Source organism: Streptomyces sp. NPDC054883 (genome assembly GCF_053610645.1).
On record NZ_JBSGYT010000035.1, the window covers coordinates 63,781 to 82,650 of the forward strand.

The window sequence follows — 18,870 nt, forward strand, 5'->3', positions numbered from 1 at the left end:
TTCGAACGAAAGGTTCCGATCATGGGGCACGAGAGCTTCCGGCCCGGCGCCGCGCACTTCCGCTGCGTAGGAGTGGGCGTGGGCCCGGCCAACCTCAGCCTGGCGTCACTCCTGCACGCCCGGCCCGACGTACCCAACCTCTTCCTCGACCGCAAGAGGTCCTTCAGCTGGCACGACGGCCAGCAGATACCCGGCACCACCCTCCAGGTCTCCCAGTTCAAGGACCTGGTCAGCCTCGCCGACCCCGCGAGCCCCTTCTCCTTCCTCGCCTACCTCCACGAGAAGGGCCGGGTCTACCACTTCCTCAACGCCCAGTTCGACGACGTGCCCCGGCTGGAGTTCCGCAACTACCTGGCCTGGGCCAGCCGCCGCAACGAGAACATCGCCTTCGGCGAGGACGTCCGGGAAGTCGCCTTCGACGACCGGCTGGGCACCTACACCGTCCGCACCGACCGCCGCACCGTCACCGCCGACAACGTCGTGGCCGGCGTCGGCAGCCGCCCCTGGGTCCCGCCGCAGGGCGCCGGCCGGCTCGGCCCCACCCAGTTCCACGTCGCCGACTACCTGAACGCCGCCCGCGACCTCGGCGGAAAGCGCGTCGTCGTCATCGGCGGTGGCCAGTCCGGCGCGGAGGCCTTCCTCGACCTGATCTCCCGCACCGGCCGGCAACTGCCCCGCCGGGTCTCCTGGATCTCCCGCCGCCAGAACTACTTCCCGATCGACGACTCGCCGTTCACCAACGACTACTACATGCCCAGCCACGCCGACTACTTCTACGGACTGCCCCGCGAGCGCCGCCAGTCGCTGAACTCCCGCAACATCCTGACCAGCGACGGCATCTCCGAATCCACCCTGCGCGAGATCTACCAGCGCATCTACGTCCACCGCTTCGTGGAGGGCAACGAGGACCTGGTGGCCCTCCACCCCGGCCGCGAGGTGTTCGAGGTCAGCCCCGCCCCCGTCGCGGGCTGGGAGGTCGGCGCCCGCCACACCGGCGAACCCGAATCGGTCGAGAAGTTCGACGCCGACGTCGTCGTCTGGGCCACCGGTTACCGGCCCGCCGCCATGGACTTCCTCGCCCCCGTCGCCCACCGGCTGGAGCGCGAGGGCGACGAACTGCGCGTCGACGAGGACTACGCCGTCCGCTGGGACGGACCCGAGGACCGCCGCATCTTCGTCCAGAACGGCGTGCGCGGCCAGCGCGGCCTCGCCGACCCCAATCTCAGCCTCAACGCCTGGCGCAGCCGGCGCATCGCCGACCGGCTGAGCGGCGTACGCGGCGACGAGCAGCTGGCCTCCTTCATCGAGTGGTCCACCAAGCCCGCGCCGCAGGAACGGTGGAGCGCCTGATGAGCACCCCCGCCCCCGCCGGGGCCCGCAGCGACGTCGCCGTCGTCGGCGCCGGGATACTCGGCGTCCTCATCGCCCGCGAGGTCCTCGCCCGCGACCCGGCCGCCACCGTCACCGTCCTCGACCGCGACATGATCGGCTCCGGCGCCACCCGCCGCTCCGCCGGACTGCACTTCCCGCGCGGCGCCACCGAGACCGTGCGCACCCTGGCCGCCGAGAGCCAGCGCTGCTACGCCGACCTGCACGCCGCCCGCCCCGACCTGCCCCTCCACCCGCTGCCGATGACCGTCCTCGCCCCCGAGGCCGCCGAGGAGCGGCTGTACGAGGTGTACCTGCCCGAGGCGAAACTGCGCCCGGCCGCCGGACTCCCGCCCGCCGTGACATCCGTGCCCGAGGGCTTCGGGGCCTGGGAGGGCGACGGCTGCCAGTACGCGGACGTCCACACCCTCACCCAGCTGCTCGCCGCCGGGCTGCGCCCCCGGGTCCGCTTCCACGAGGGCGTCGCCGTCACCGCCCTCGACTCCGGCCCCGGCGGCGTCCGCCTCACCCTGACCGGCGGTACCACCCTGACCGCCGGCCGGGTGGTCCTCGCCCCCGGACCCTGGCTCGCCGAACCGGCCTGGCGCGAACTCGTCGCCCCGCTCGGCGCCCGCGTCAAGAAGATCGTCGCCCTGCACATCGACGTCCCCCCGCGGCCCGGGGACGGGGCGGTCGTCTTCCAGGACGAGGACGCCTTCCTGCTGCCCTTCCACCACCGCGGCCACTGGCTGTTCAGCTACACCTGCCGGGAGTGGGACGTCGACCCCGCCGCCGTCGACCCCGCCCTCACCGCCGGCCACCTGGCCGAGGCCCGCGCCCTGCTCACCCGCTACGCCCCCGAGCTCGCCCGGCACTGCCACTCGGGCCGCGTCTTCTGCGACGCGTACGGGCCGGACGGCCACCCGCTGGCCACGCCGCTCACCGAAGACGGCCGCGTCGTCTTCGCCGGCGCGGCCGGCGGCTCCGGCTACCGCCTCGCCCCCGCCCTCGCCGCCCGCACCGCAGACCTGCTCTCCCTGCCCGCCTCACCCCGGAAGGCCACGACATGATCATCGCCAGCTACGACGCCGACGTCCTGGAACAGGCCTTCGGCATCGACATGAGCGCGGTCGACGGCCTGGGCACCGGAGCCGGCTGGGGCCGGGTCGCTCCGGGCCGCTCCGCCGACCGCCACCAGCACGACGAGACCGAGCTGTTCGTCATCGTCGCCGGGCGCGGGGAGTTCGTCCTCGACAGCGGCGCGCGCCACCGGGCCGAACCGGGCACCGTCGTCCTCTTCGAACCGTTCGAGACGCACGTCCTGGCCAACACCGGCGAAGCGGACCTCGTCTTCTTCACCCAGTACTGGCGCGACGGCGAACGGGCCGCGGCCTCCGCCGCGAACCCCGCCCGCAAGAGCTTCGGCGAGCGGCCCGTCTTCGTCTTCTCCACCCCGCCCACGCCCAACGGCGACCTGCACCTGGGCCACCTCTCCGGCCCCTACCTCGGCGCCGACGCCTTCACCCGCTTCCAGCGCATGACCGGCGCCGAGGCCTACCACCTCACCGGAAGCGACGACTACCAGAGCTACGTCGTCGGCGCCGCCCGCAAGGACGGCCGCACCCCCGCCGAGACCGCCGCCCACTACAGCGCCGAGATCGCCGAGACCCTGCGGCTGATGGACATCCCGCTCGACCAGTACACGGTCACCGACCAGGACCCCGGCTACCGCGAAGGCCTCCAGGACTTCTTCAGCCGCGTCGTGGACTCCGGCCAGATCGCCGTCACCGCCCACGACGCCCTCTACGACGCCGAGAGCGGCCGGTACCTCTACGAAGCCGACGTCAAGGGCGGCTGCCCCGGCTGCGGCACCACCACCTCCGGCAACATCTGCGAGGAGTGCGGCGAACCCAACACCGTCGCCGACCTCACCGACCCCGTCTCCACCGTCTCCGCCGCCGCCCCCCGCCGCGCCCCCGCCGCCCGCTGGACCCTCCCGCTGCACGCCTTCGCCGACGACGTGCGCGCGCACCACCGGCTCGGCCGGGTCCCCGCCCGGCTGCGCGAACTCGCCGACCGGCTCTTCCGCCGCCCCGCCCTCGACGTCCCCGTCACCCACCCCTCCGCCTGGGGCGTCGAACCGCAGGAGAACGCCACCGAGGGCCAGGTCATCTGGGTCTGGCCGGAGATGAGCTACGGCTTCCTGCACGGCATCCAGTCACTGGGCTCGCGCCTCGGCCGCGACTGGCACGCCGCCGACCCCGGCGAGGACTGGAAGATCGTCCACTTCTTCGGCTACGACAACAGCTTCTACCACGCGGTCCTCTACCCCGTGCTCTACCAGCTGGCCTTCCCCGGCTGGACCCCGGACATCGACTACCACGTCAACGAGTTCTACCTGCTGGAGGGCAGCAAGTTCTCCACCAGCCGCCGGCACGCCATCTGGGGCAAGGAGATCCTCACCCCCGACACCGTCGACTCCGTGCGCTACTTCCTCGCCGCCACCCGCCCCGAGGGCCTGCGCACCGACTTCCGGCGCGCCGCCTACGAGACCACCCTCGACGAGACCCTCATCGGCACCTGGCAGCAGTGGCTGAACGACCTCGGCGCCCGCGTCCGAAAGCACCACGCCGGCCACGCCCCCGACGCCGGGAACTGGACCCCCGAGCACTCCGCGTTCCTGGCCCGGCTCGGCACCCGCCTCGCCGCCGTCACCGGCGCCCTCGGCAACGACGCGTTCTCCCTCAACCAGGCCGCCGCCGAACTCGACGGCATCGTCCGCGACACCGTCCGCTTCGCCCGCGGCGAAGGCCTGCTCGCCGACACCGAGGCGTGGTCGAACGAGAACCGCACCGCCATCGCCCTCGAACTGGCCGCCGCCCGGCTCCTGGCCCACGCCGCGGCCCCCGTCATGCCCCGCTTCGCCGACAAGCTGGCCGCCGCGCTCGGCCTCGAAGCCCCGCGCACGTGGCCCCGTACGGTCGAACTCCTGGCCCCCGGGACCGCCGTCACCCTCGCCGACGCGGTGTTCTTCCGGCCCGCCGGCGCCCCGCCCGCGCACAGCGCCCTCACCCCCTGGCTGACCGGCATCGTCCGCACCGCACTGCGCCTGGAGGAGGACGAGCAGATCGCCGGCCGCACCCTCACCCAGCTCGCCGCCGGCTCCCTCCAGGCCGTCACCGTCCAGTACCAGATCCTCGACGCCCTCGACGTGGACCTCTCCATGGACGAACTCCTGCACGGCGGCACCCTCGACGAACTCGCCGCCGTCATCGCCGAACGCGCCGACGACGCGGCCGTCGCCGCCCTCACCGCGGGAGAGCCCCGATGAACCACCGCCAGATCCTGCGCGAGATAGCCGAACGCGGCCTGTCCGTCGCCCTCGCCGACGGCGACCTGCGCCTCCAGGGCAACCGCGACCGGATGGACCCCGACTTCATCACCCGCGTCAAGGCCGCCAAGGCCGAACTCGTCGCCCACCTGACCCGGGAAGCCCAGCACGGCCCCGGCTTCCCCCTCACCCCCCTCCAGCGCAGCTACTACATCGGCCGCGGCGGCGTCTTCGAGATCGGCGACGTGGCCAGCCACGTCTTCCACGAGATCGAGGGCGCCTGGGACCTCGACCGGCTGCAAGCCGCCCTGGACACCGTCATCGGCGCGCACAGCGCCCTGCGCTCCCGCTTCCTCGCCGACGACCGCCAGGTCACCGAGTACGGACACCACCGCCACCTGCCCATCGGCCGCCTCGACCTGCGCGACCGCACCCCGCAGCAGCAGGAGGCCCTGCGCGCCCAACTGCGCGAGTCGCGCTCCCACCAGGTGCTGCCCGCCGACCGGGCCCCGCTGCTGAGCGTCGACGTGCTCGTCCTCGCGGACGACAAGATGGTGCTCCACGTCGGCCACGACGGGCTCGTGATGGACGGGATCAGCATGTTCCTGTTCTTCCGGGCCTGGTGGCGGGCCTACCAGAACTGCCCGGCCGAAGGCGCGGACGGCCCCGGGGAGTTCGCCTACGACGACTACCTCGCCGCCCTGGAGGCCGCCCGCGACAAGGCCCCCGCCCGCCGCTCCCGGGAGTACTGGATGGACCGGGTGGACGACCTCGCCCCCCACCCGGACCTGCCGCTGCGCACCAGCCCCGGCGCCCTGACCCGCTCCCGCTTCACCCAGCGCCGGGTCCGCGTCGAGCGCGAGCGGTGGACGGCGGTCAAGGAGCGGGCCGCAGCCGCCGGACTGACCCCCTCCGCGCTGCTGCTCGCCGCCTACGCCGAGACCCTCGCCACCTGGGGCGCGGGGGAGCGGTTCACCCTCACCACCACCATCGCCAACCGGCCGCCCGTCCACCCCCGGGTCTTCGAAGCCATCGGCCAGTTCTCCGACACCCTCCTGGTCGAGGCGGAGGTCGACCGGTCCCGGCCCTTCGCCGAACGGGCGCGGGCCCTGCAGGCCCGGCTGCACGCCGACATCGACCACCGCCACTTCTCCGGCATCGAGGTCATGCAGGAACTGGCCCGCCGCCGCGGCGGGGTGGCCGGTGCGCGGATGCCGTTCACCTTCAACAGCGCCATCGGACACGTCAGCAGCGAGGTCGACGGCTCGGCGCTGGAACTGTTCGGACCAGAGGTGTACTCGGTCAGCCAGACCCCCCAGGTGTGGCTGAACGCCTTCGCCATGGAGCAGCACGGAGCCGCCGTCATCCAGCTCGACGGGCTCGACGAACTCTTCCCCGAAGGCCTGCTGGACGACCTCGCGCACGGCTACCGGACGCTGCTCGGCGAACTCGCCGACGAGGCGGCCTGGCAGCGCCACAGCTTCGACCTGCTGCCGCCCGCCCAGCGCGAACGCCGGCGCGCCGCCAACGACACGGCCGTCGCCCTGCCCGACGAGATGCTCGGCGACGCCGTCGCCGCCGTCGCCGCCCGCACCCCGGACGCCCCCGCGATCCTCACCACCGACCGGGAGATCGGCTACGGCGAGCTGCTGCGCCGGGCCGCCGCCGGCGCGGCCTGGCTGCGCGGACACGGCGTGGGCCGGGGCGAGCTCGTCGCCCTCGTCATGCGGCGCGGACCCGAGCAGATCATCGGCATCCTCGCCACCGTGCTGGCCGGCGCCGCCTACCTGCCCGTGGACGCCGCGCTGCCCACCGCCCGGCAGCGGTACATGCTGCGGGACGGCCGGGTGCGGTGCGTCCTGACCGACGGCGAACCCGTGGCGGCCTGCGCGGCCGGGGAGTTCGCCGTCCTCAACCTGAGCGCGCCTCCCGCCGGGCCCGACGAGAGCGACGGGCCCGCCGAGGTCCCCGCCCGGCTGCCCGGCTCCCACCCCGACGACCTCGCGTACGTCCTCTACACCTCCGGCACCACCGGCGCCCCCAAGGGCGTCATGGTCACCCACCGCAACGTCGCCAACGTCGTCGCCGACTGCCACACCCGCTTCCGGATCGGCCCCCGGGACCGCTTCTTCGCCATCAGCGCCTTCAACTTCGACCTCTCCGTCTGGGACGTCTTCGGCGCCCTCTCGGCCGGCGCCGCCCTGGTCATGCCCGACCGGGACAAGGCCGTCGACCCCGCCCACTGGCTCGACCTGTGCCGCAGGCACCGGATCAGCGTGTGGAACTCCGTCCCCGCCATCGTCGGCCTCATGCACGACCAGGCCGCCGCCGACGGCGACGTACCGCCCGCCCTGCGCCTGGTCATGATGAGCGGAGACCGGCTCCCGCCGGCCCTGCCCGCCGCGCTGCGCACCCTCAAGCCCGGTCTGGAGGTGGTCTCCCTCGGCGGCCCCACCGAGACCACCATCTGGAACATCCTGCACCCCGTCCGGGAGGACGAGGACGGCACCGAGTCCATCCCGTACGGCCGCCCCAACGCCAACAACCGCGCCTACGTCCTGGACCGCGACGGCCTCGACGCACCCGACTGGGTCACCGGCGAGATCGTCGCCGCCGGCACCGGTCTGGCCCGCGGCTACTGGGGCGACGAGGAACGCACCGCCGAGCGGTTCTACGCCGACCCGGTGCGCGGCGAACGCCTCTACCGCACCGGCGACCTGGGCCGGTACCTGCCGGACGGGGACATCCAGATCCTCGGCCGCTCCGACTTCCAGATCAAGGTCAACGGCTACCGGATCGAGGCCGGCGAGGTCGAGACCCGCCTCGCCGCCCTGGAGTCCGTCGCCCAGGCCGTCGTCGCCGCCCGCGGCGGCTCCCTCGTCGCCCACCTGGTCGCCGAGGGCGCACACCGCCCCGAACTCGCCGAGGTCCGCCGGGCGCTGCGCGCCGACCTGCCCGACTACATGCTCCCCGCGGCGCTGGTCTGGCACGAGAGCCTGCCCCTGACCAAGAACGCCAAGGTGGACCGTACGAAGCTCGCGGCGATCGGCGCCGAGGACCCCGGCCCGGCCGCGCCCGCGACGGCCTTCGGCGACAGCGCCCCGGCCGGCGAGACGGAGAAGCTGCTGGCCGACATCTGGGCCACCGTCCTGCGCCGCACCGACGTCGGTGCCCTGGACACCCTCGCCTCCCTCGGCGGCGACTCCATCGCCGCCGCCCGCATCCTCACCGCGGCCCGCAAACGCTTCGGGGTCACCCTCACCCTCGACCAGTTCGCCGAGATCGACACCGTCCGCGCCATGGCCGCCGTACTCACCCCGCAGGAGACCCGATGACCGCGCGCACGGCGGCCCCGCCCGCCGCGGGCGCCCCTTCCGACGCGGCCGCCGGCGCCCGTCCCGGCCTCTCACCGCTCAACCGGCTCGTCCGGTCGGCCCCGAGCGCCGGCGGCCACCTCCACGCGGCCCGCCTCGACGGCACCCGCTCCGTATCCCTGCCCGAGCTGTACGCGCGGGCCGGCCGGCTCGCCCACCACCTGCGCGGCCTCGGCATCGGCCCGGGCGACCGCATCGGCATCCTCGCCGCCAACAGCCTGGAGTGGGTGCTGCTCGACCTGGCCGCGCTGCGGCTGAAGGCCCAGACGGCCGGCCTGGAACCCGGCAAGTTCACGCCGTCCCGGGAACTCATGGACCGCTACGGCATCACCCTCCTGTGCACGGACCAGCCGACCGGTCCGCCCGGCACCGTGCGGACCGGTGACGTCTGGGCGCTGACCGAACCGGGTGAGGGGCCCGACGCACCCCTGCCGCCGGTCACCTGGGCGCCGCGGGACGTCACCACCATCAAGTTCACCTCCGGCAGCACCGGCGTCCCCAAGGGCCTCGGCGCCACCGCGGGCAGCATCGAAAGCTCCCTGGACGCCGTCCAGGAGATGTTCCGGCACGAGCCGGACGACCACCTGTTCGTCTTCCTGCCGCTCTCCCTGCTCCAGCAGCGCTACTGGGTCTACTCGGCCCTGCTGCACGGCCACGACATCACCCTCACCACCTACGAAGCCGCCTTCGCGACCCTGCGCCGGGTGCGCCCCACCGTGGTCATGGGCGTCCCCGCCTTCTACGAGACGGCCCGACGCCGGATCGAGGCCAAACGCGAACGCCCCGGCGGGGGCACCACCCGGCAGGTGGCCGAGGCCCTGTTCGGCGACCGCGTCCGCTACCTGTGGACCGGCTCCGCACCCGCCGCGCCCGCGACGGTCCGCTTCTTCACCGAGGAAGCCGGGCTGCCCCTCTTCGAGGGCTACGGCCTCAACGAGACCTGCATCGTCACCAAGAACCACCCCGGCGCCCACCGCGCGGGCAGCGTCGGGCAGGTGGTGCGCGGCAAGGAGGTGCTGATCGGCGCGGACGGGGCGATCAGCGTCCGCAGCGCGCACCCGGTCAACGACCACTACGCGTACGCCGCCCCCGGTGACTCCGAGAAGGTCTTCCTGCCCGACGGCACCGTCCGCACCGGCGACATCGGCCACCTCGACGAGGACGGCTTCCTCTTCGTCCACGGCCGCGCCGACGACGTCATCGTCCTCGACAACGGCAAGAAGATCGTGGTGCGGCCCGTCGAAGAGCTGATGAAGGCCGACCCGGCGATAGCCGAATGCGTGCTGTTCAGCCCGGCCCAGACCGACCTGGTCGCCGTCGTCTCCCCGGCCGCCCTGCCCGCCGACCTCGACGCCGTCACCGCCCGGCTCGCCGCCGCGAACGCCGCCGGCACCCCGGACGAGCGGATCAGCCGGGTCATCGTCGCCGACGAGCCGTTCAGCATCGCCAACGGCCTGCTGACCTCCCAGTACAAGCCCAAACGCCCCGCCATCCAGCGCGCTTACGCGCACCAGCTGCACACCCAGGAGGCCGGAATCCATGCCTGACACCCTCACCCCCATCGAGTCGGCGGCCCGCGAACAGCTCTCCCTCGTCCTGATCCCCGAGGTCGCCGCCGAGTCCCTCGACCCGGACGCCGACCTGGCCGCCGCCTACGGCCTGACCTCCCTGAACAAGGTCCTCTTCCTCACCGAACTGTGCGAGGACACCGGCGTCGACCTCGCCCACTTCACCGAGCACGACCTCGCCGCCATGCGTACCCTGCGCGACGTCACCGCCGCCCTCGCCCGCCACCACGACGCGACCCCCGGAGCCTGAACCATGACCACCAACTGGGCCGAACACGCCGCCGCGACCCTGGAGAACGACCGGGTCCGGCTGACCCCGGTCACCGAGGCCGACCGCGAGGGCGTCCGCGCCGTCGCCATGGACCCCGACATCTGGCGTTACTTCGTCTCCGCCGTCGAGGACGACGCCGACTTCGAGGCCTTCTTCGACACCAGTCTCGCGGACCACGCCGCAGGCCGCCGCGCCGTCTACGTCATCACCGACAAGGCCACCGGCCGGACCGCGGGCAGCATGAGCTTCGGCAACATGGCCGAAGCCGACCGGCGCCTGGAGATCGGCTGGTCCTGGCTCGGCCGCGACTTCCGCGGCAAGGGCATCAACCACTGGGCGAAGGCGCTGCTGCTGGCGCACGCGTTCGACGTGCTGGAGGCCGAGCGCGTCGAGTTCAAGACCGACGTCCTCAACGTCCAGGCCCGGCGCGGACTGCGCAACATCGGCGCCACCGAGGAAGGCACCCTGCGCAGCTTCAACTACATGCCCGGGGGCCGGCGCCGTGACGCCGTCTTCTACAGCGTCCTGCGGGCCGAATGGCCCGAGGTGCGCGCCGCCCTCGCCCGGGGCCCGAAGACGGCCGTGCCCGCATGAGCGTCACCCACGTCGACGCGCCGGGCCCCCCGCGCGAGACGGGCCGTACGCACGGCGCGGCCCTCGCCGCGCCGCTGCGGGCCTTCCTCGACGACGGCCTGGCCCGGCTCGGCCACCTCACCGCGGCCCCCCTGTCGCTGGACGGGCTCCGGCCGTCGATCGCCGCCTACCGGGCGGCGGTCACGGCCGCCCTGCCGGACCTCGCCGAGGAGGTGGCCGGGCTGGCGGAAGGCGCCCGGATCACCGGGGACGAGGCCTGGCTGCTCCAGCTGCGCCGTGAGCTCATGGGCTACTCCAAGGTCCGGACCGGCGGGGACTGCACCACGTACGCCCGCACCGGGTCCCGCCCCGTCCTGGCGCAGACGGTGGACCTGAACGGCAACCTCGACACCCACATCACCGTCCTGCGCACCCCGCGCTCCCTGGTCCTCAGCTTCGCGGGACTGCTCGGCTACCTCGGCACCAACCGCGCCGGCCTGGCCGTCGGGCTGAACCTGGTGCTCGGCGGTGCGTGGGGCCCGGGGGTGCCGCCGTACCTGGCGATCCGTCATCTCCTGGACCACGCGGACAGCGTGGGGGAGGCCCTCAAGCTGCTCGCGGACCTGCCGCTGGCCAGCTCCCGCTCCCTGACGCTGTGCGACCGCGAGCGCGCGGTGTACGTGGAACACCTGGGCGGGCGGCTACGGGTGGGGGAGGGGCCCGAGGCGGTGCACACCAACCACTTCCTGCACCCCGACTTCGCCCCGGCGGACGAGCTGAACGTCTTCGCCCGCAACTCCTCGGTGCGCCGGCTGCGCGCGGCGACGCAGGGCCTCGCGGATCTCGCCCCCACCGCCTCGGCGGAGGACCACTTCGACCTGCTGGCCCGCCCGCCGCTCTGCGTCCCCGACCGCGGGGACATCCGCGCCGAACGCACCGTCGCGGCGGTGGTGCTCTTCCCCGACGCCGGTGAGCTGCACCTGCGGCCGGGCGACCCCTCGCTCAGTACGACCCAGACCTTCACCCTCTGAACGGGAAGGACGAGGAGGATGGACGCATGGCTGGTCGACCTCGACCAGGTCGTCCCCACCGACATCAGCGGCCCGGCCGGCCCGTCGGGCGCGTTGGCCGGTCTCACGCAGGACGAACTGCGGCGCGGAGCCGAGTTCGTCCACGCCCGGGCCGCCCACCGCTTCTTCCGCGCCCGGCTCACCGTCCGCAGGCTGCTGGCCGACCGGCTCGGCCTCGACCCGCGCGACCTGCGCATCCACTACGACCCGGCGGGCAAGCCCTACCTCCCCGACCGGCCCGGCACCCACGTCAGCTGGTCCCGCTCCGACGGCCTGCTGCTGCTGGGCGCGACGGAGACCGGGCCGGTCGGGGTGGACGTGGAACTCGTCCGCCCGGCCGCCACCAGCATGGAGGTCCTGTCGTTCGTCTATCCGGCGGTTCCCGCGACCGCCACGCCCCGCACGTTCTTCCACGCCTGGACCCTGCTCGAAGCCGCGGTCAAGGCCACCGGCCGGGGCCTGGCGCGCGGCGCGAAGGAGGTCGACCTCGACTTCGGCCCGGGCGGCACGGTCGCCCTGCGCGGCATCACCGGCCACGGCCACCGCCCCTGGCACGGCCACACCTCCCTGCACCCCACCCACCCGGACGCCCCTTCGGCCATGACCGCCTTCGTCTCCCACGACCTCCCCCCGTTCCACGTCCACCCCTGGCCCCCCGCACCCCCCACCGGGCAACCCGACGCCCACCCGGCGGCCTGAGCCCCCCACCCGGCCGCCCGGCAGGCGGGGGCGGGACAGCCCGCTGATCCCGCCTCACCCCGCCGCCGCGAGCCCGTCCCCGAGCGCGCTGCGCCGGTACAGCACCTGCCGCCCCTGCCGGGCCCGCGTGACCAGCCCGGCCGCGTGCAGCACCCGCAGGTGCTGGGACACGGCGCTCGGGGTCACACGTAGCCGGCGGGCCAGTTCCACCGTGGCCAGCGGCTCGCCCAGCAGACACAGCAGCCGCGCCCTCGGCGCACCGAGCAGCGGTACGAGGGCCGCCGCGGCCTCGGCCCGGTCCGGCGCGGGGCCCCACAGCGTCGCCACCCCGCGGCTCGGGTAGATCAGCGACGGTGCCTCCTGCGCGCTGACCGGAGGCGCGGGCTTGTGCGCGAACACCGAGGGCACCAGGAGCAGCCCCCGGCCGCAGGCCCTGACCCGGTGACCGCCCGTCACCGTGTCGACGTGCAGGACACCGTCCCGCCAGCGCATGCCCGGATGCATGTCGGCGAACAGCAGCCGCGCCCCGCCCATCGCCAACCGCCGCGCGCGGTAGGTCATGTCGGCCTCCACCACGAGCCGCACCTGCGGCCACAGCGGCTCGACGGCGATCTCCCAGTACCGCATGAGGAGCGCGCAGACGCGATCGCGCAGGGCGGCCACGGCCGCGTCGTCGCCGGTTTCCGCCGCGGCCAGCGGCTGCGGCAGCCGGCCCGGCGCGTGCGCGGCCAGCAGGTCGCGGCGGACCAGCGCGGGCGAGGTCCGGCGGGCGAGCGCGAGCTCCTCCTCGAAGGACGGGGCGAAGGCCGTCGGCCGGGGGGTCAGGAAGTCGGGCAGCGTGAGCCGCACCGCCACCAGGGACAGCAACAGGGCCGTGTCCAGGGCGCCGAGCGCGCCGAGCACGGACCGGCGCCACGGCAGGTGAACGGCGGACAGGCCCGGATCGTGCAGCACCCGCAGGCTCAGCACCGTCTCGCTGAGCGGCGACACGGCGAACCGGGTGTCGGCGAGGTCCTCGACCCCGAGCTCGAAGCTGATCATTAAGCCGTACGCTACATCGATTGGCGGCCCACCGTCCGTGCCGTGGACTTCCCCCATGACCTCCCCCACCCCCGCGCCGCGCCCGGCCACCGCCGAAGGCGGCGCCGGCATGAGCCGCCGACTCGTCGCCCTCCTGGCCCTGACCTGCGCCGTGGCCGTGGGCAACCTCTACTTCCCGCAGGCCATCGGCCCGCTGATCGCCGCCGGACTGGACATCCCGGCCGACCGGGCCGCACTGGTCGTCACCGCCACCCAACTCGGCTACACCGCCGGGATGGTCCTCCTGGTACCGCTCGGCGACCGGTTCCGCCACCGGCCGCTCCTCGTCGCCGTGCTCACGCTCAGCGCCCTCGCCCTGCTGGCCGCCGGCTGCGCCCCCGGCCTGCCACCGCTCGCCGCGGCGAGCGCCCTGGTCGGGCTCACCACCGTGGCCGCGCAGATCATCAGCCCGCTGGCGGCCGGCCTGGTGGCACCCGGTCGGCAGGGCGAGGTGCTCGGCACCCTGCTCAGCGGCTCGACCGCCGGCATGCTGCTCGCCCGTACCTTCAGCGGAACGCTCGGCGAACGGCTGGGCTGGCGGGCCCCCTACCTGGTGGCCGCCGCCACGGCGCTGGTCCTCGCGGCCGCGCTGGCGTACGCCGTACCGTCCACCACCCCGGCCGCCCCCGCCGCCCGGCGCCCGTACCTCGCGCTCCTCGCCGAACCGGCGCGCCTGCTGCGCGCCGAGCCGGAACTGCGCCGCTCCTGCTGCTACCAGGCCGCTGTCTTCGGCGGCTTCTCCGCGGTCTGGACCTCCCTGGCGCTGCTGCTGACCGGCCCGGTCTACGGTTTCGGCGCCGAGGCCGTCGGCCTGCTCGCGCTGGTCGGCGCGGCCACCATGCTGTGCACGCCGTTCGCCGGGCGTCTGGTGGACCGGCACGGCCCCGGCCGCGTCAACCTGGTCTCCCTGCTCGGGGTGGTCGTCGCGGCCGGGGTCCTCGCGGGCGGCGGCCTGGGCGGTCCGGCCGGCCTGACCGCGCTCACCGCGGGCACCCTGCTGCTGGACATCGCCATGCAGTCCGGCATGCTGGCCAACGTGTCGCGGGTGTACGCCCTGCGCCCCGACGCCCGCAGCAGGCTCAACACCGCCTACATGACCTGCGCTTATCTGGGCGGCACCGCGGGATCCTGGCTCGGCGTCCGCATTTTCACCGCCTTCGGCTGGCCGGCGGTCAGCGCCCTCACGGCCCTCCTCGCGGCAGCCGCCCTCATCCACCACCTCACCCCCCGCGGAACGGGCGGCAGAAGGAGCGGCGGCTGACGGGGCGGCGATAGAACGGGCGGCGGCTGACGGGGCGGCTGACGGGGCGGCAGACGGCGGGGGCGAAAAGGCGGTGGCCGCGTCGGCCTCCGGCGCGGCCTTGAGGGGGAGCCGGCCGCAACGGACACCCCCGTGCCCCATTGCGGCCGCTCCGGCCCCATGGTGTTGTCCAGTCAAGTAGATGCCCGCGCCCGACGGCCCGTCTCCAGTTGACTAGATGACCCCGTTGAAACATACGCGGCGGCCGACCGCCCCTGTCAAGTCGGTTAGATTGTTGACGGGCCGGCCCCAGCCGGCATCCAGCCGAGTAGAGATGACACACGACACCGCAACAGTGACCGCTGAATCGGTGAGTACCGAGGAGTGCCGCGATGGGTGAGAACAACAGCGCGGGCGAGCAGGGCCAGGGCCCCATCGCCCACCGGCTCGATCACCTGATCCGCACCCTGCATCCCAAGGACCGCGGCCCCTACACGTACCAGGAGATCGCCGACTCCATCCGCGAGCAGGCCGGCCCCGACGATCCGACCGTCTCCCACGGCACCATCCACAGCCTCCACAAGGGCAAGGTCACCAACCCCAGCGTGGACACCCTGCGCGCCCTCGGCAAGTTCTTCGGCGTCGGTGCCAAGTACTTCCTCGACGACGAGGTCGCCGCCCGCACCGACGCCCGCATCAGGCAACTGCGCGAAGGCGCCGACCGGGCCGAAGCCGGCCGCGAACTCGCCGACGCCCTGGAGGACAAGCAGGTCAAGGCCGTCGCCTTCCGGCTGAAGGGCCTGTCGGCCGCCGCCCTGCGCGGCATCACCTCCATCGTCGACGGCGCCCGCCAGGCCGAGGGCCTGCCCCGGGTCGACCGGACGCCGGACCGGACACCCGCCGCCGGCCACGACCAGCCCTCCCGCCCCTAGCCGGCCGCCGCACCGTGAGCAGCGCAGAGTCCGACCATGCATACGACCGTTGTGACCGGATGCCACTCCGGTGGCGCACACCGCACGAAGTCAGCCCGGACGACAACCGGGCCGGAATGGAACGCGATATGAGATGGCGCAGGCGACCGGCCGATCCCTGTGTCGCGATAGCGGACCGACTGCACATACCGCACCCCTTCGACCTGCCGTCCTTCTGCGCGCACATCGCCGAAGAGCGCGGCCGCCCCCTGCTCCTGCTGCCCCTCGAAGGGCCGCCCCAGCCGGACCTCCCCTGCGGCATCTGGATCGGACTCGACACAGCCGACCTGGTCTTCTACGACCAGAGTGCCTCCGACCTGCTGCGCGTACAGATCATCCTGCACGAGATCTCCCACATGCTCCTCGGGCACGTCGCCCCGCAGTTCGACGTCCCCCACGACGCCACCGCCGACGAACTCGCCGCGGCGGCAGCCCATTTCGAACGGCTCCTGGACATGACCGCCCCCGCGGTCGAAGGCCTCGACGAGCACACCATGGTCGCCCGGCTCATGCGGGCCGAGGCCGAACGGCTCAGGGCCACCGCGGCCGCCCCCCGGCCCGGCGACGACGAACTCGAACTGTCCGGCAGCCGCATCCTCAGCCTCCTCGGCCGCACCAAATTCGACTCCGACCAGGAGAAGGACGCCGAGACCCTGGCCACCCTCGTCCTGGAACGCATCAGCCGCGACGAGGACCGCTCGACCTCCGACGGAGCGGCCGACGTCATCCACCGTCTGCACGACGCCTTCGCCCATCCCGCACGCACCCACCGGAACCGATGAGCATCCTCAAGATCACCATCATGGTCATGCTGTGGGCGGTGGCGCTGTGGCGCCTGCCCTCCGCGATCCGCGTCCCGCGGCAGCGCTCGCTGTGGCTGGCCTTCACCGGCCTCGCGCTGGCGACCACCCTCGCCATGCCGCCCGTCACCGGCCTCCTGGACACCTCCACCGGGATCAACAACATCTCCGTACCGGCCAAGCACGCGGTCGGCATCGTCGCCTGCGGCGCCATCCTCGACTTCGTCTTCTCCATGGCCCGCCCCCAGCTGGTCCGGCGCACCCGGCTGCCCCACGTGATCCTCGCGCTCGCCGTCATGCTCCTCATGGGCGTCCTCTTCGCCCAGGTCGACCAGCCCACCCGCGTGGAGAACTTCTACGAGGCCTACGCCGGAACCCCCGCGGCCACCGCCTACCTGCTCACCTTCACCGCCTACCTGGGCCTGGCCATGGGCCTGTCCACCTGGCTGTTCCTCGCCTACGCCCGGCACGCCGGCGCCCGTTCCCTGCGCAACGGGCTGCGCATCCTCGGCACCGGCACCGCCGTCGGCGTCGTCTACGCCGTCATCCGCATCGCCGCCCTGCTGGCCCGGCAGATCAGCGACGGTCCCCTCGCCGACGAGGAAACGATCCAGCGCACCGCCGACCTCGTCGAATACCTCGCCATCGGGCTGATCATCATCGGGAACTCCCTCCCCGCGGCGGGCGTCCTCGCCCGCACGGCCGGACACTGGCGGGCCGGCCGCCGGCTGCGCCCCCTGTGGACCTCGCTGACCGAGGCGGTCCCCGACATCACCCTGCCCACCCCGCACCGCCACGGCATCCGCGTCCACCTGCACCGCACCGTCATCGAGATACGCGACGCCAGCCTGGGCCTCATGCCGTACGTCTCCGCCGGCGTCCGGGACGGCGCCGACCGCGCCGCCCGAGAAGCCGGCCTGCACGGCGAGGAACGCGAGGCCATGGCCGAAGCACTATGGCTGCGCGCCGCCCGCGCCGCGAAACTGCGCGGCGCCGCACCGGTAGCCGACCCCGCCCGCGGCCACGGCTCGGCACTGGAGGACGTCGACTTCCCCGCCGAAGTCCACCGGCTCCTGCTGATCAGCGCCGCCTACCACTCCCCGACCGCAGCGGCCTTCGTCGACGCGCCCGCCCCGGAGTCCGCATGACCCACACCGCACCCGCCCCGCCGCAGGGCGCGGCCGCCGAGTCCCGCGCCGCCCGCCTGATCACCGACGGCCTCGAACCGAAGAACTGGATCATCGCCGTCACCCTCCTGACGGGCTGGCACGCCGACCGCCTCGCCGGCATCGGCTGGGGCCTGCTCGCCGCCCTGTTCTGCGGCGTCGTCCCGATCCTCTTCATCAAGTGGGGCGAACGTCGCGGCCACTGGGGCGACCGCCACGTCCGCCGCCGCCAGGACCGCCTGCTGGTCATCCCCGGCATCATGGCGTCCGTCGCCGCCTGCATCACCCTCATGGCCACCCTCGGCGCACCCCGCGAGATGATCGCCCTCATCGCCGCGATGCTCGTCACCCTGGTCGCCATCCTGGCCGTCACCACCATATGGAAGGTCTCCGTCCACACCGCGGTCTCCTCCGGCGCCCTCGCCATGCTCGCCCTCGCCTACGGCCCCTGGGCGCTCGCCGGCTACCCCCTGGTCGCCCTGGTCGGCTGGTCCCGCGTGGAACTGCGCGACCACACCCTCGCCCAGGTCCTCGTCGGCACCCTCCTCGGCGCCGCCACCGCGGCCCCGGTCTTCACCCTCATCCGCTGACCCCCCCGGCACGCCCAAGGCCCCGGCCTCCCCAAGGAGACCGGGGCCTTCCGGCGTCCGCCGGCGGCGTCCTAGGCCTTCGTGAAGACGACCGAACGCAGCTTCAGACGGTCCGAGGCCGGCCGGCCGTGGGGGCGCAGCCGGAAGGAGTCACCCGTGCAGTCGGCCCCGGTGAACACCAGCGCCGACTCGTCGGTGTCGTTGTACGGGGCGAAAGCGGGCTCGGACGAGGCCGGGTCGGCCACCTCCGGGATGGTGACGCAGACCTCGCTCGCGGGGTCGTGGAGGGTGGCCGTCTGCGGTTCGCCGTTCAGGCCCGCGAACTTGTAGCCGAAGTCCCCGGTGGCCGCGTGGGCGGGCGCGGCCAGGACGGTGGTGAGGGCAAGGGCGCCGCAGGCGGCGACAAGGGTGTGTCGAAGACGCACGGAAGTTCTCGCTTCGTGGATGGACGCTGACATCTCCCCACCCCTATCCCGCCCACCCCCCCACCCACCTGCGGACACCGGCCCGAAAGGTTTCTCCCCCACCCGTTAGGCCTACCGACCCCGCCCCGGGCGGTTCGACCGGCTCGATCAGAAGCCGGACCAGAGGCCGGTGCTGCCGAGCATGTCGGTTCCGCCGCTGACGGTGCCGGCGCCGTTGCCGGTGTAGAGCTTCATGTTGTTGTTCGCATCGATGCCGGCGATGTCCTGCCTGCCGTCACCGTTGAAGTCACCCACACGCTCGCGCGGAGTCAGGGAACGCGAAACCCCCGGCCCGGGGAGCGAAG

General features: G+C 73.6%; 17 protein-coding genes. 14 read left to right on the top strand and 3 right to left on the bottom strand.

Annotated elements, in window-relative coordinates; genetic code table 11:
* Nucleotides 1-21 precede the first annotated feature (21 nt).
* Genes ACWGH1_RS24015 through ACWGH1_RS24055 form a run of 9 tightly spaced genes read left to right on the top strand, consistent with a single transcriptional unit; the run spans nucleotide 22 to nucleotide 12,254 of the window.
* On the top strand, nucleotides 22-1,350 hold the full coding sequence (locus ACWGH1_RS24015; RefSeq protein WP_453351741.1) for a lysine N(6)-hydroxylase/L-ornithine N(5)-oxygenase family protein: 1,329 nt from the start codon (nucleotides 22-24) through the stop codon (nucleotides 1,348-1,350).
* A complete protein-coding gene (locus ACWGH1_RS24020; RefSeq protein WP_453351742.1) occupies nucleotides 1,350-2,438 on the top strand; it encodes an NAD(P)/FAD-dependent oxidoreductase in 1,089 nt (362 codons plus the stop codon). The genes ACWGH1_RS24015 and ACWGH1_RS24020 overlap by 1 nt, the downstream gene beginning before the upstream one ends.
* Nucleotides 2,435-4,699, top strand: coding sequence for a class I tRNA ligase family protein (locus ACWGH1_RS24025; RefSeq protein WP_453351743.1), 2,265 nt, complete (start codon nucleotides 2,435-2,437; stop codon nucleotides 4,697-4,699). The genes ACWGH1_RS24020 and ACWGH1_RS24025 overlap by 4 nt, the downstream gene beginning before the upstream one ends.
* Nucleotides 4,696-8,034 (top strand): non-ribosomal peptide synthetase, encoded by a 3,339-nt coding sequence (locus ACWGH1_RS24030; RefSeq protein ID WP_453351744.1) that lies wholly within the window; start codon nucleotides 4,696-4,698, stop codon nucleotides 8,032-8,034. The genes ACWGH1_RS24025 and ACWGH1_RS24030 overlap by 4 nt, the downstream gene beginning before the upstream one ends.
* A complete protein-coding gene (locus ACWGH1_RS24035) occupies nucleotides 8,031-9,620 on the top strand; it encodes an AMP-binding protein (RefSeq protein WP_453351745.1) in 1,590 nt (529 codons plus the stop codon). The genes ACWGH1_RS24030 and ACWGH1_RS24035 overlap by 4 nt, the downstream gene beginning before the upstream one ends.
* Complete coding sequence (locus tag ACWGH1_RS24040; RefSeq protein ID WP_453351746.1) at nucleotides 9,613-9,891, top strand: acyl carrier protein; 279 nt, start codon at nucleotides 9,613-9,615, stop codon at nucleotides 9,889-9,891. Before ACWGH1_RS24035 ends, ACWGH1_RS24040 begins: the two co-directional genes overlap by 8 nt.
* A 3-nt stretch (nucleotides 9,892-9,894) precedes the next feature.
* Nucleotides 9,895-10,506 carry a GNAT family N-acetyltransferase gene (locus tag ACWGH1_RS24045; protein WP_453351747.1) on the top strand — a complete coding sequence of 204 codons (612 nt, stop codon included), beginning with the start codon at nucleotides 9,895-9,897 and terminating at the stop codon, nucleotides 10,504-10,506.
* Entirely contained in the window at nucleotides 10,503-11,516 is a 1,014-nt protein-coding gene (locus tag ACWGH1_RS24050) for a C45 family autoproteolytic acyltransferase/hydolase (protein WP_453351748.1), read from the top strand. The genes ACWGH1_RS24045 and ACWGH1_RS24050 overlap by 4 nt, the downstream gene beginning before the upstream one ends.
* Before the next feature lie 18 nt (nucleotides 11,517-11,534).
* Nucleotides 11,535-12,254: a 4'-phosphopantetheinyl transferase family protein gene (locus ACWGH1_RS24055; RefSeq protein ID WP_453351749.1), complete on the top strand. Its 720-nt coding sequence runs from the start codon at nucleotides 11,535-11,537 to the stop codon at nucleotides 12,252-12,254.
* 54 nt (nucleotides 12,255-12,308) lie between these two features.
* Here ACWGH1_RS24055 and ACWGH1_RS24060 read toward each other — a convergent pair whose 3' ends face one another.
* Nucleotides 12,309-13,295 carry an ArsR/SmtB family transcription factor gene (locus ACWGH1_RS24060; protein WP_453351750.1) on the bottom strand — a complete coding sequence of 329 codons (987 nt, stop codon included), beginning with the start codon at nucleotides 13,293-13,295 and terminating at the stop codon, nucleotides 12,309-12,311.
* A 109-nt stretch (nucleotides 13,296-13,404) separates the two neighbouring features.
* On the opposite strand from ACWGH1_RS24060, the gene ACWGH1_RS24065 reads away from it, so the two are divergent.
* The 5 genes from ACWGH1_RS24065 to ACWGH1_RS24085 all read left to right on the top strand — a co-directional run bounded on the left by ACWGH1_RS24065 (nucleotide 13,405) and on the right by ACWGH1_RS24085 (nucleotide 18,101).
* Nucleotides 13,405-14,595 carry an MFS transporter gene (locus ACWGH1_RS24065; protein WP_453351759.1) on the top strand — a complete coding sequence of 397 codons (1,191 nt, stop codon included), beginning with the start codon at nucleotides 13,405-13,407 and terminating at the stop codon, nucleotides 14,593-14,595.
* Between the two features lie 371 nt (nucleotides 14,596-14,966).
* The gene (locus ACWGH1_RS24070; protein ID WP_453351751.1) at nucleotides 14,967-15,506 is read left to right on the top strand and encodes an XRE family transcriptional regulator; all 540 of its coding nucleotides are present in this window, start codon (nucleotides 14,967-14,969) and stop codon (nucleotides 15,504-15,506) included.
* Between the two features lie 128 nt (nucleotides 15,507-15,634).
* Entirely contained in the window at nucleotides 15,635-16,327 is a 693-nt protein-coding gene (locus ACWGH1_RS24075; protein ID WP_453351752.1) for a hypothetical protein, read from the top strand.
* Nucleotides 16,324-17,493 (top strand): MAB_1171c family putative transporter, encoded by a 1,170-nt coding sequence (locus tag ACWGH1_RS24080; protein WP_453351753.1) that lies wholly within the window; start codon nucleotides 16,324-16,326, stop codon nucleotides 17,491-17,493. Before ACWGH1_RS24075 ends, ACWGH1_RS24080 begins: the two co-directional genes overlap by 4 nt.
* Entirely contained in the window at nucleotides 17,490-18,101 is a 612-nt protein-coding gene (locus ACWGH1_RS24085; protein ID WP_453351754.1) for a phosphatase PAP2 family protein, read from the top strand. Before ACWGH1_RS24080 ends, ACWGH1_RS24085 begins: the two co-directional genes overlap by 4 nt.
* 71 nt (nucleotides 18,102-18,172) lie before the next feature.
* Here the strand turns inward: ACWGH1_RS24085 and ACWGH1_RS24090 are convergent, their stop codons facing one another.
* Entirely contained in the window at nucleotides 18,173-18,526 is a 354-nt protein-coding gene (locus ACWGH1_RS24090) for a hypothetical protein (protein WP_453351755.1), read from the bottom strand.
* Nucleotides 18,527-18,673: 147 nt separating this feature from the next.
* Nucleotides 18,674-18,870 (bottom strand): FG-GAP repeat domain-containing protein (locus ACWGH1_RS24095; protein WP_453408992.1); only part of this gene is annotated, 197 nt, incomplete at its 5' end.